This window comes from Candidatus Flexifilum breve, assembly GCF_016713355.1.
On sequence record NZ_JADJPI010000035.1, the window covers coordinates 83,363 to 94,996 of the forward strand.

The window sequence follows — 11,634 nt, forward strand, 5'->3', positions numbered from 1 at the left end:
CGTAAACCTCGTTCCGAGGTTTATGCCCCTTAAGCCGCAAGGGGCGAAAGGGCAAGCATATGCGATTGTTCTTCGTCTAGCACAATCATAGGCTCGGTGTCCCTTTCTACTTTTGTTGCATTACTGATTCCATTATGCGCCGATTTTTGGGACTGTCAACAAGCAGCTTGCGTAGTCAGCGACCTGTCAGCGCGGATTAAGGTAGACGAATTTGAAGCCGGTCATGAATTGGATGATCTGCGGTCGGAATCCGAGGTTAGCGTAGGGCAGGGAGGTAATTGTGAGTTGATCGGTCGACGAGTCGAATTCGCGGATAATATTCGTGGCGTTTTTCGTATAGGCCTCAGCAATGCCATTGTGCGTCAGACCAACGCCGAGTGGGTTCACGACTTGCATGCGAACGGCGGGCTGCCAGGTAACCTGGAGGGTTCGGAGAAACCCCATCTGTGACAGCAGAGCGCGAGTCAGGGCGGGACTGGTGCGATGTGGTACCGCAAGCTGCCCATGAAGAAGCGCCTGACCCGTCGATGAGTCGGCGAAGCTGAAACTTGCGCTGGTCGCTGTGTGGACGATCTGGCTCGTCGTCGATCGGGCATTGAGGCTGAGAAGTTCGCGGTTGTAGGCGACGACCTTCGGAGTGTTATTCCACAACCCATGACAGAGCATTTGTAGATCGGGGCGCGTGAGCATGGCAGAGAGCAGTCCGACCGGGTGGGCAGGGATGGGCGCGGACGCACCACGTGAGACGAAGATCGAGAATTGGAGCTCATGGTGCGGATCGAGACTGGCGTCGACAAAATCACAGATCCAGATGCCCATCAACGCACGATCGTCCGTCGTCCGGAGTGGGGTGAGTTGTTCGGTGCGCAGCAGATCAGTGACCGCGGACAGATCCGCGGTGCCACCGACAAAAATGCCGGAACCATCGTAAATGTGGTAGGGGACAGGGACAATGCCGACCGATAGTTGCGCGGTGCTGGTCAGCGGAAAGCGTTTGAAGAGAGCGTGATGGCGGGCTGACATGGAGTGTATCCGTTAGGACTATGAATGCAACGTCGCTCATTTAAGCGCATTCGAACCGGGGACGCAAATTCAAACCAATTCGTTCACATTTTGACCGGATTGCGGTATGGTTGACGGCAACGCTAGGAACATTGTAAGGCGAAAAACGATTTCATCATGCATGTGAAAACACCTCTCCTTTTGCCGATACCCCGCCAGCTCGAACTCCGTGACGGGATCTTTAACGGCAATCCACTTGAAGTTTTGGTTACAGTCCATGATTCGAGCATTCCAGAACAGGGTTACCACCTCACGGTGGCCGCGGATGGTGTGACGCTGCGGCACAGCACTCCCGTCGGCGCACACTATGGACGGCTGACGCTCGATCAACTAATGCAGCAGTATGGGAACGCGCTCCCGGCGCTGGTGATCGATGACGCGCCGGATTTCCCGCGCCGCGGTGTGATGCTTGATTGCAGTCGGGATCGTGTCCAGCGGATGGAGACGCTCTATGCGTTGATCGATAAGCTGGCGGCCTGGAAGATCAACGAGCTGCAGTTGTACATGGAGCACACCTTTGCCTACACCGGGCATGAAGAGGTGTGGAAAGATGCGTCGCCGTTCACAGCAGGGGAAGTGCAGGCGCTCGACGCTTACTGCAACGAACGGTACATCGATCTCGTGCCGTGCCAGAGCTGTCTCGGCCACATGGAGCGCTGGTTGAAGCACCCGCGCTATCGAGACCTCGCCGAAAAGCCCGAGGGCTTCATCGCGCCGTGGGATGTCATGAATACGCTGCGACCACCCGCAACGCTCGATCCGTCTGATCCGCGCAGTTTTGAGCTGGTCGCCTCGCTGTTTGACGAATTGGTACCAAATTTCAGTAGCGAGTTCGTCAACATCTGCGATGATGAGCCGTTTGAGCTGGGGATGGGCAAGAATGCCGCACTGGTCGCCGAAAAGGGCGGACGCGTATATCTGGATTACCTGCTGAAGCTGTATCACCACATCACGGCGAAGGGTAAGCGCGTCCAATTCTGGGCGGACATCATCACGCAGCACCCGGATCTTGTGCCGGAATTGCCGAAAGACATCATTCCGCTGGTGTGGGGCTACGAAGACTACGAGCCCGCTGAAACCCAATGTCAGATGGTCAGCGCGTCCGGTTTGCCGTTTTACGTGTGTCCGGGGACATCAAGCTGGAACACGGTCGCCGGGCGCACTGACAACACGATGGGGAATCTGCGGCGAGCCGCGGAGCATGGTCTCAAATATCATGCGGTCGGTTACCTGAATACAGATTGGGGCGATAACGGCCATTGGCAGGCGCTGCCCGTCAGTTACCTAGGGTTTGCGTACGGCGCAGGGGTGAGTTGGTGCTATGCGGCCAATGTCGACATGGATGTTCCCGCGACGCTAAATCGGTTTGCCTTCGACGATGCGGCGGACGTCATGGGACAGGTTGCGTATGATCTCGGCAACATCTACAAGCTGATCCCGCTGCCACAGCGCAACAGTCAATGGTTGTTTCAAATGCTCCAGAGTTCAGATGCGCGCAATGCAGAACGGTACGAGAAATATGCCGATCCGAGCCAACCACTGCCAGTTCATGTGGTCGGCGGGGCGATGGAGCAAATTGAGGTGATTCTGGGTCGCATCGAAGCGGCACGACTTCGTGATCCGAAAGAAGATGGGCTGGTCAAAGAAGAGTTCAGAGTGGCGGGCGAACTGCTCCTCCATGGGGCGAAGCGCCTGCTGCGGCAGTTTGGCGAGGCCCCAGAGCCGGACGCAGACCTATACACGCAACTCAGTGAACTGGTCGAACGCCAGCGGGCGCTGTGGCTCCAACGGAGCCGCCCCGGTGGTCTGAACGACAGCCTCAAGTGGTTTGAAGACGCCTTAAGCAGCTACCAGAAGTAAAGTGATTTCACCGGGGCTGGCACGCGCTCAGCCCCGGTTCTGCTCCTCTGTGGAACACATCAAAACACATTAACACGCAGGCCCCGCTATTGACAGCGCTGATCAACCTGCTAGAATTTCGACTTATAGTCAAAGTTGACTAATCAGAATTGAGTGAATATGGAACGCGAGCTGCTGCTGCTCGGTTTGCTGCGCCGGGCTGATATGCACGGCTACCAGCTACATGAGTTCATCAATCAAAATATGGGGTCGTGCGTCGACTTGAAGAAGCCGACCGCGTATTTTCTTCTCGATAAAATGGCGGAGAAGGGTTGGATTCCGCAGACGGAAATGCAAGAGGGCAATCGCCCGCCGCGGCGCGTGTATCAGGTAACGGCCGAGGGTGAAGCCGTATTTCAGCGACTGCTGCGGCAAAACCTCACCGAACATCATCCTGCGCGGTTTACAGGGGACATCGGTCTGACGTTTCTCGATGTGCTGCCGCCGCAAGAGGCGTGCGAACTTCTGCAGGTACGCCGAATGGCTCTCGCCGACGAGCTGGAAGGCGTGCGCGCGATTCCCGTCCATGCAGGCAGCTCGCAGTTGGTGATTGAGCACCGAGCACGCCATCTACAAACGGAATTGGATTGGCTGGATGAGGTGATCGCCCGGTTAGGGTAGCAGGACACCTTTGTCAGCGTTAATGGGATAGGAGCAGAGGGAAGACAGGGCACATGGCTGAAACACTCACGGCAGAAGCACAACAAGAAAAACTGGACTTCAAACGTATTTTACCGATCTTTGTCATTATCCTCGTTGATCTACTGGGGTTGACGATCATCATTCCGCTACTGCCCCTGTATGCGGCGTCATTTGGGGCGGACCCAGTCGTGATCGGCGCTTTGGGGACGGCCTATCCCTTGATGCAATTCATCGGCGCGCCGCTGCTGGGAGGACTTTCGGATCGCTTTGGCCGCAAGCCGATCCTCATCATCAGCCAGTTGGGGACATTCATCGGTTTCATCATTCTCGGCGTGGCGAACGCGCTGCCGATCATCTTTCTGGCGCGCATTGTCGATGGTCTGTCGGGAGCGAATGTGGCGGTTGCGCAGGCCGCGCTCACCGACAGCACGACGGAGAAGACCCGCGCGCAGGGCTTGGGTCTGCTGGGGGCTGCCTTCGGGTTGGGCTTCATCATTGGGCCGATCATCGCGTTTGCGTCGCTGGCCATTGGCGGAAACGATTATCATGTCCCGGCGTTTGTCGCGGCGGGTTTTTCGCTGCTCTCGGTGCTGCTGACGACCTTCTGGTTCAAGGAGACACTGCCTGCCGACAAGCGCAATCAGGGGGAGAAACGCAACAAGGGTTCTGTGTTCAGCAACATTTTTCAAGCGCTGCGGCTGCCAGTCGTCGGGCTGCTGCTGGTGCTGATGTTCTTTCAGCAGTTGATCTTTGGCGGCTTTGAGAACCTAATTGCCCTGTTTACGTTGAATCGGCTCGGCATCAATGCTTCCGGGAACGCGGTGATTTTTGTGTTCGTCGGTGTGGTGCTGGTCATGGTGCAGGGCTACTTTATCGGCAAGTGGAGCCGACGCTTTGGCGAACGTAAGCTGATCTTCGCGGGGCTGGCGCTGCTGGCGGCAGGTCTGATCTTGACGGCGATCACGCCTGCGCAGCCGGTTCCGTGGTACTCGCGCACGGTCATGGTGGAAGAACTGACCCAGAATGACAGCGATGCTGCCGCGGGAGAAGTATCGGTTAGCATCCCCGATGATGGCAATAATGGTTGGTTAGGCCTAGGCTGGATTCTGGTGGCGATGGTGCCGGCGGCGATTGGCGGTGGGATACTTTCGCCAAGTATCAACAGCCTAATCACCAAAAATGTGGGGCAAGGCGATATTGGCGCAACGCTGGGGGTGAGTTCAGCGCTGGTGAGCGCGGCGAACGCGGTGACGCCGATCATTGGTGGGACGACCTTCAGCGTACTTGGTTCGACCGCGCCGTTTCTGATTGGCGGAATCGTTTTGGCGGTTCTCTGCGGTGTGGCTATAATGACACTTGGCAAGAGAAACCTCGCGCCCGCCTAATCAGCGGCGCATGACCTGACCGAGGTGGTGCTGTGCTCCGCGTAGCGTTGATGGACGACCACCCGCTGATGCTGAAGGTGATTGCGCAGGAATTAGCGCAGGCTCTTGACATCAAGCTGATGTGGAAGACGACGAAGGCCTCCGAGCTGATGGAGCGCGTCAAACAGCTGCCGCCGGACGTGCTGGTGCTGGATCTCGGATTCGGTCAGCAGCCCTTTGAGCCCGTCAACGCCGTGCGGGATTTGCGAGCGACGCATCCCCACACGGCGATTCTCATCCTCACCACTTATGACGATCCGGTTTGGGTCGACGAACTGATGCGGGCAGGCGCGGGAGGGTACATCCTTAAGAGCGATGATTTTTCGCTGCGCTTGCCCGATGCGATTCGAACCGTCGCTCAAGGACGGCCGTTTTTGTCACCCGGGGCGGCGCAGGCGTTGGGTGAAGCGCGCCGGAAATACACCCTGACGCCCCGAGAGCGCGCCATTCTACGACTGGCTGCCTCTGGCAAGGCGAATGGCGAGATAGCTCAGGCGCTCGGTTTGGCCGACGGAACAGTCCGCAATCACATCTCAAATATCTATGCTAAGCTGGGGGTGGAAACCCGCGAAGCAGCGATTCAGACGGCGCAACAGCTCCGGGAACTACCGAAACCAGACGCCCAGATCCGACATGAGCTGCGGACGCCACTACACAGCTTGCTCGGGCTGGCACGGCTGTTGGAAGGACGGTTAGCCCGTAACGGCCAGATCAACGGGAATGACGCTGAACTTCTGCAGCAGATCGTCGCCGAAGCGGAACGACTGGATCACCTGATCGGCGATTTGGATCTATAGCCGCATGACGACTATTTTGTACGTCGAAGATCACCCGCCCGCCCAATTGCTGATGGCGGCCATTGTCGCGGATCTCACGCCGTACACGCTGATCACCGCCTTGACAGGGGCGGAAGCGGAGCGATTGGCGCAAGAACAGAAGCCACAGATATACATTCTCGACATCGATTTACCGGATACTGATGGCATGACCCTCGCCAAACGGCTCAATGCGCTGCACGGTGCTGCGACGATTATCGTCTCCGCGTATGCAGAGGCGATTCAGCCAGACCCTGCCTACCAATACCTAGCGAAACCACTTGATCCGGATTATGTGGCGCAGATTCTTCGACACACTGTTACCGGACGCTGAAAATCTGCTGCCGCGCCCTGTGCAGCAGGCGGCGGAGGCGCGGATTCGGCAGTACTGGATCGCGCATGGGTGGCAGTTGGTACTCGGTGAAGGGATCATCAGTCTAGCCGCCGTCGGCAATCAGATGGCGTCGTTCGGCGTGTATATTCTCCTCACCGTGATGATGGCGACCATGTACGCGCTCGGTTGGCTGTGGGGAAGAACCACGCTTTGGCTGCATGCGACGGTCTTTTTGCTGCTCACTCACGGGATGCTCGTGCGTAATTTAGGCGCGGTCACGGCGTTGACGTTTATCGTGCCCTATACGATTGGTGGCATGCTCCTCAACGGGCAGCGGCGCAAGATCGTCCAAATGGCCTGTCTGCTGGCGTTTTGGGGCAGTCTGGTATACGGTGTGCTGCCTGTGCTCGCGCAGTTGAATCCACCGAACTATATCGTGATCAGTTACGACATCTTGCTCGCCGTATTCACGTTTCAGTTTTCGCGCTTTTTGAGCCAACTGGCGGTTGAGATCAATTCCGTCTATGTTACGAACGAAGTGCGCGGCCAGAGTCAGCAGTTTCTGGCACGAGTGAGCCATGAGCTGCGGACGCCGCTGAATTCGATACTCGGGTTTGCCAAGCTGCTCAACCGCCCCCAAACGACGCTCGACGAGCGGCAGCGCGCGTATCTGGCACAAATTGTTGAGGAAGGTGAGCATCTCAACCGACTGGTCAGCGATTTGCTTGACAGCGCGCGCTTAGCCACGGGCAAGATTAGCTTACAGATCGACGATTGTGATGTGAACGCGCTGTGCACAGCCATCGCGGAGGAGCATCGACCCTTAGTGAGTGGGGCGGTCAGACTGAATACGCAGTTGGCTGCGGACTTGCCAGTCATACAAGCCGATCCAGTACGACTGCGGCAAGCCATTGCCAATCTGGTCGCGAATGCCGTGAAGTACACCGAACGCGGTGAAATTGCGATCTCGACGCGGATGGAGGGCAAACAGGTCGCCATCGCGATCCGCGACACGGGAATTGGTATTCCGGAGGAGCAGAAAGAGCTCGTCTTCGTCCCATTTGTCCAGCTCAATCAACGGCAGATCGGCGTCGGACTGGGACTGGATATCGCCCTGCAGCTCGTCCGATTGCATGGCGGTGATATCAGCCTGACGAGTCAGCCGGGACAGGGGAGCACATTCACGATTCGGCTGCCGCGGTTGACAAAACCCACTCTAGCATCAGACCACGGAATCGGTGAGCATAATAGCGTGATTTGGGAACGGAACGAGAAATGAGCATGATGGATTATTCACTCAAGAGTGTCTCTGAGGTTAGCTTGGCGGATGCGGCGGCGCTGTTCACACTGGCGTTCACGGGGTATATCGCCGGGCATGTCGAGATGAACGCGACTGGTTTGGCGGCAATGATCGCGCGGGACAATGTGGATCTGAATGCGAGCCGCATCCAAATGCTGGGCGAGCAGGCGGTCGGGATTGCACTGATCGCGCGACAAGGCTGGTCGAGTCGGGTGGCGGCGATGGGCATCATCCCGGAAATGCAGGGCAAGAAGGCCGGACGCTGGCTGCTCGAACAGCTCCGAACGGAAGCGCGGAATCGCTCGGAAAAGGTCATGGTGCTGGAAGCCTTCGAGCAGAACACGCGCGCGGTCGCGCTGTATAAGGGGATGGGCTTTGAAATCGTGCGGCGGTTGTATGGTTACACCGCTGATCAGATTGAGGCGCGGGGCGCGGCTGAGGCACAGGAGATCGATCCGCTGGAATTCGGCAAGCAGGTGGCCCGTGAAGGCGCGGCGAATCTGCCATGGCAAGTGTCCGGGGCGACGTTCATGCGCAGTGGCGCTCCGGCAAAAGCCTACCAATTAGGTGAGGCATATGCACTCGTCATCCCCTCGACAGAGAATGCGGTGCTGCGCGGGTTGTTTGTCGGCGGGGGAGCACGCAAGCAGGGGCAGGCGGCGCGGATGGTTCGGTCGCTAGCTGCACTGTATCCCGGGCGCAAGTGGGTAGTACCGCAGTTGTGCCCGGAAGAATATAGCGGCTTTTTCGAGCAGATGGGATTGCAGCGGGCGCCACTGCATCAAGTGCAGATGCTGTGTGAGCTTTAGGGAACTAGCGGGGCATGATTGGTCATCCCCGCTTGATTTGTGCGCGGTCTAGCTCAGTTTCTGCGGCATTTTGGCCTGCGCCACGTCATGAATGCGCAGAATGAGGTCGTCAACGGGATAAACAGTCACGCTGACGCTGACGATTTGCGCGCTAACGATGTGCCCGCCTTCACGCGCCTCGCGCCGGTAGCCGTGCAAATGCAGCGGCTTGCCGGTCACTGAAATAAACGGCTGCAGGGAGGGATTGGCCGCGAAAATGCCTTTCATCACCCAAGTATCCGCCTCGTAACGGGCGAACCGGAACACATCCTCATTCTTGTAGCCGTGACTGAGATCGACACCGCCAAGGGGAACGTTGTAGGCGTCAGTTGTCTCGACCACGCCGAATCGACCCTCGATATGCACGCCTGCGACGCCAACATTGCGTGTAGTCAACTCGGCAATGAGCCATTCGTGCGTGTTACCCGCTGGGATGTCGATCGCATCCCAGTGCAGCGCTTGCGCTGGGTCGCACACGGTGATAGCCAGAAACGGAAAATTGGCCTGCTCGTCGTCGTCATCTACCCGTGGGGTGATCAGGGGTGTGCCCGTCGCACTTGGATGCTGCCTGCAAAGATCGAGGATTTCGCCAACGGCCTTGCCCTCCGGGTCGGCCCAGAGCAGGGCGGGGATCCGAGGTGTGCCCTCGACAATGACTTCACCGTTGCGCCGTAACCAACTGGTTGTGCCAATGCCAATAATGGGGTAGTCCGCAGGATAGTCCGCAAGATCCTCGATGACGTCCGCGGTGGTTACAGTATGAAATAAGTCTCCGCGCAGCAGGCGGTCGACGGTATTGTAAGCCAAGAGAGCAGATCGTGTGCGAGTCATGGGCAGTCCTAGAACGCAGAAGTAAGTCTGTGCTCATTATAACGGTGATCATCGTAGCGCAGGGGAGAGAATAATACGGGGCAAGGATTCCTCGCCCCGGTTGGATTTTACTGGCCGTAGACGTTCGTATAGCGGTAGTGCAATTTCGCGATGTCTTCATCGGGGATGGGGATGGGCGTGCCGAGCTGCAGCGCAAGCCAGACAATGGCGGCATTGTCTTCGGTCATCACGGCAGCTTTGACAGCCGCTTCGGCATTCTTGCCCGTCGTGAAGACGCCGTGGTTCTGGAGAATACAGGCTGGGCTCTTGGAATCGCGCAGAGCCTCGACGACACGTTCCCCGATTTCCTCACCGCCGATCAGGGCGAAGCCGCCGAGCGGAATCGGACCACCGAACTCGTCGCCCATCGCCGTGGTGTAGCACGGGATGGATTTGCCGACGACCGCGAAGGCAGTCGCATAGCGCGAGTGGGTATGGACTACGCCGTACACCTTAGGCATGTGGCGGTAGATGTAACAGTGTGAGGCGGTATCCGACGAAGGTTTGAGATCGCTTTCGACAACTGTGCCGTTGATGTCGACCACAACCATGCTTTCGGGCGTGAGTTTGTCAAAGGTGAGGCCGCTCGGTTTGATGACTACGAGATTGGATTCGGGATCGCGCGCGCTGACATTGCCACTGGTCCACGCGACCAGATTATTACGCGGCAGTTCGGCGTGCAGTGTACAGACTTCGCGACGTAGTTGTTCCAAGAGCATTGGTTTAGCTTTCTCCTCGCGCGGCGTTGCGAATCTTCTTGAGCCGCTTCATGACATCGTTGGCGCCTCGTCCGAAGGTGTCGTAGAGCGTCTTGTAATCGGCATAGAGCTGATCATAGACGGCCTGATTCTCGGGAATGGGCGTGACGACCATATCCTTGAGCTTGCCCATCGCTTCCGAGGCGGCGTGAATGTTGGGATATGTACCAGCGGCGACGGCGGCGTGAATCGCGGAACCGAGCGCAGGCGCTTGTGCCGAACCCGACAGCTTGAACGGACGCCCGGTGACATCCGCGTAGATTTGCCGGAGCAGGGCGTTCTTTTCCGGCAGGCCGCCGGCGGCGATCAACGTGTTAACCTGCACACCGTTCGCTTCGAAGGCTTCGATGATTTCGCGCGTGCCGTAGGCGGTCGCTTCGATCAGCGCGCGGTAGATATCGGGCGCGCGGGTGAGCAGCGTCATGCCGACGAGCAAGCCGCTCAGTTCTGTATCGACGAGTGTGGAGCGGTTGCCGTTCCACCAATCGAGGGCGAGCAGACCATGTTCTCCGACTTTCTGCTTGGCGGCTTCGCGTTCGAGATAGTCGTGAATGTTGATGCCAGCCGCTTGCGCCGCAGCCTGGTATTCCGGCGGCACCGCGTTATCGACGAACCATGCGAAGATATCGCCGACGGCAGATTGGCCAGCTTCGTAACCGAAAAGATTTGGTACGATGCCGCCATCGACTACGCCGCACATCCCGCCGACCTCGCGCAGGTCCGAACCACTGATCATGTGGCAGGTGGATGTGCCCATAATCATGACCATTATGCCTGGTTCGGTCGCATGGACAGCTGGAGCGGTCACATGAGCGTCGACGTTGGCGACGGCCACGGCAATGCCCGCGGGTAGGCCAAGCTTGGCGGCCATCTCAGCAGTCAGACCCCCGGCTTTGGAGCCCAGTGCCGCGAATTCACGCCCAACCTTCGTGCCGATCAATGTTTGAAACTTGGGATTCAGCGCGCCAAAGTATTCGGGTGACGGGTAGTCGCCATCCTGGACGAGCATCTTGTATCCCGCTGTGCAGGTGTTGCGCGTGAGAACACCCGTCAACTGCCAGATGACCCAATCGGCGGCTTCGATAAAGGTGTCAAACGCGTCGTAGACGCCGGGAGCTTCTTCGAGGATCTGGAGCAGCTTGCTGAAGAACCATTCCGAGGAATACTTGCCACCGTAGCGCTTGAGCCACGATTCGCCGCGCTGACGGGCGACGGCATTGATACGATCAGCGTAGGGTTGGGCAGCGTGGTGCTTCCAGAGCTTCACGTAAGCATGCGGCTCATCGCGGTAACCGTCGATCGCACAGAGCGGTGTGCCGTCCTTGAGCGTCGGCATCGGGGTGCTGGCAGTGAAGTCGATGCCGATGCCAATCACCTGCGCGGGATCGATACCCTTGAGGATGGCCGGAATGGTATGGTACATGACATCAAGGTAGTCCTGCGGGTGCTGGAGCGCATATTCCGGCGGCAGGCGTTTGCCACTCGGCAGCAGCACCTCATCAATGACTGCGTGCGGATAGTCATAAACGGCCGTCGCGACTTCAGCCCCGGTACGAACGTCGACGAGGAGCGCGCGACCAGAGAGCGTACCGTAGTCCAAACCTATTGTATACATAAATGAATTAACCTTTATGCTGTGTAGACTAGACCTGTGAGCGTTCACAGAACCCGATTAGAACGCA

At 57.9% G+C, this 11,634-nt stretch carries 11 protein-coding genes; 7 read left to right on the plus strand and 4 right to left on the minus strand.

The genetic code is table 11. The features are described 5' to 3' along the window. Nucleotides 1-186: 186 nt before the first annotated feature. Nucleotides 187-1,023, minus strand: coding sequence for a hypothetical protein (locus tag IPK17_RS23255; protein ID WP_343420087.1), 837 nt, complete (start codon nt 1,021-1,023; stop codon nt 187-189). A gap of 156 nt (nt 1,024-1,179) precedes the next feature. Here IPK17_RS23255 and IPK17_RS23260 point away from each other — a divergent pair, with 156 nt between their 5' ends. The 7 genes from IPK17_RS23260 to IPK17_RS23290 all read left to right on the plus strand — a co-directional run bounded on the left by IPK17_RS23260 (nt 1,180) and on the right by IPK17_RS23290 (nt 8,285). Continuing rightward, a complete protein-coding gene (locus IPK17_RS23260) occupies nt 1,180-2,922 on the plus strand; it encodes a beta-N-acetylhexosaminidase (RefSeq protein ID WP_343420088.1) in 1,743 nt (580 codons plus the stop codon). 159 nt (nt 2,923-3,081) lie between these two features. Further along, a complete protein-coding gene (locus IPK17_RS23265) occupies nt 3,082-3,582 on the plus strand; it encodes a PadR family transcriptional regulator (RefSeq protein ID WP_343420089.1) in 501 nt (166 codons plus the stop codon). Nucleotides 3,583-3,635: 53 nt separating this feature from the next. Beyond that, on the plus strand, nt 3,636-4,988 hold the full coding sequence (locus tag IPK17_RS23270; RefSeq protein WP_343420090.1) for an MFS transporter: 1,353 nt from the start codon (nt 3,636-3,638) through the stop codon (nt 4,986-4,988). 32 nt (nt 4,989-5,020) lie between these two features. Then, nucleotides 5,021-5,824 (plus strand): LuxR C-terminal-related transcriptional regulator, encoded by an 804-nt coding sequence (locus IPK17_RS23275; RefSeq protein WP_343420091.1) that lies wholly within the window; start codon nt 5,021-5,023, stop codon nt 5,822-5,824. Nucleotides 5,825-5,828: 4 nt separating this feature from the next. Continuing rightward, nucleotides 5,829-6,176, plus strand: coding sequence for a response regulator (locus tag IPK17_RS23280; protein WP_343420092.1), 348 nt, complete (start codon nt 5,829-5,831; stop codon nt 6,174-6,176). After that, nucleotides 6,136-7,455, plus strand: a complete 1,320-nt coding sequence (locus tag IPK17_RS23285; RefSeq protein WP_343420093.1) for an ATP-binding protein — start codon at nt 6,136-6,138, stop codon at nt 7,453-7,455. The genes IPK17_RS23280 and IPK17_RS23285 overlap by 41 nt, the downstream gene beginning before the upstream one ends. Nucleotides 7,456-7,457: 2 nt before the next feature. Then, nucleotides 7,458-8,285, plus strand: coding sequence for a GNAT family N-acetyltransferase (locus IPK17_RS23290; RefSeq protein WP_343420094.1), 828 nt, complete (start codon nt 7,458-7,460; stop codon nt 8,283-8,285). A 48-nt stretch (nt 8,286-8,333) separates the two neighbouring features. On the opposite strand, the gene IPK17_RS23295 is transcribed toward IPK17_RS23290, so the two are convergent. The 3 genes from IPK17_RS23295 to araB all read right to left on the minus strand — a co-directional run bounded on the left by IPK17_RS23295 (nt 8,334) and on the right by araB (nt 11,567). Further along, on the minus strand, nt 8,334-9,155 hold the full coding sequence (locus tag IPK17_RS23295) for an acetolactate decarboxylase (protein ID WP_343420095.1): 822 nt from the start codon (nt 9,153-9,155) through the stop codon (nt 8,334-8,336). A 107-nt stretch (nt 9,156-9,262) separates the two neighbouring features. After that, nucleotides 9,263-9,913: an L-ribulose-5-phosphate 4-epimerase gene (locus tag IPK17_RS23300; protein WP_343420096.1), complete on the minus strand. Its 651-nt coding sequence runs from the start codon at nt 9,911-9,913 to the stop codon at nt 9,263-9,265. Between the two features lie 4 nt (nt 9,914-9,917). Further along, on the minus strand, nt 9,918-11,567 hold the full coding sequence (araB, locus tag IPK17_RS23305) for a ribulokinase (protein ID WP_343420097.1): 1,650 nt from the start codon (nt 11,565-11,567) through the stop codon (nt 9,918-9,920). Nucleotides 11,568-11,634: the final 67 nt, after the last annotated feature.

Coding starts and splice junctions, on each gene's coding strand:
- IPK17_RS23255 (WP_343420087.1), bottom strand. CDS start 1,023: ATGTCAGCCCGCCATCACGCTCTCTTCAAACGCTTTCCGCTGACCAGC.
- IPK17_RS23260 (WP_343420088.1), top strand. CDS start 1,180: ATGCATGTGAAAACACCTCTCCTTTTGCCGATACCCCGCCAGCTCGAA.
- IPK17_RS23265 (WP_343420089.1), top strand. CDS start 3,082: ATGGAACGCGAGCTGCTGCTGCTCGGTTTGCTGCGCCGGGCTGATATG.
- IPK17_RS23270 (WP_343420090.1), top strand. CDS start 3,636: ATGGCTGAAACACTCACGGCAGAAGCACAACAAGAAAAACTGGACTTC.
- IPK17_RS23280 (WP_343420092.1), top strand. CDS start 5,829: ATGACGACTATTTTGTACGTCGAAGATCACCCGCCCGCCCAATTGCTG.
- IPK17_RS23285 (WP_343420093.1), top strand. CDS start 6,136: ATGTGGCGCAGATTCTTCGACACACTGTTACCGGACGCTGAAAATCTG.
- IPK17_RS23290 (WP_343420094.1), top strand. CDS start 7,458: ATGATGGATTATTCACTCAAGAGTGTCTCTGAGGTTAGCTTGGCGGAT.
- IPK17_RS23295 (WP_343420095.1), bottom strand. CDS start 9,155: ATGACTCGCACACGATCTGCTCTCTTGGCTTACAATACCGTCGACCGC.
- IPK17_RS23300 (WP_343420096.1), bottom strand. CDS start 9,913: ATGCTCTTGGAACAACTACGTCGCGAAGTCTGTACACTGCACGCCGAA.
- araB (WP_343420097.1), bottom strand. CDS start 11,567: ATGTATACAATAGGTTTGGACTACGGTACGCTCTCTGGTCGCGCGCTC.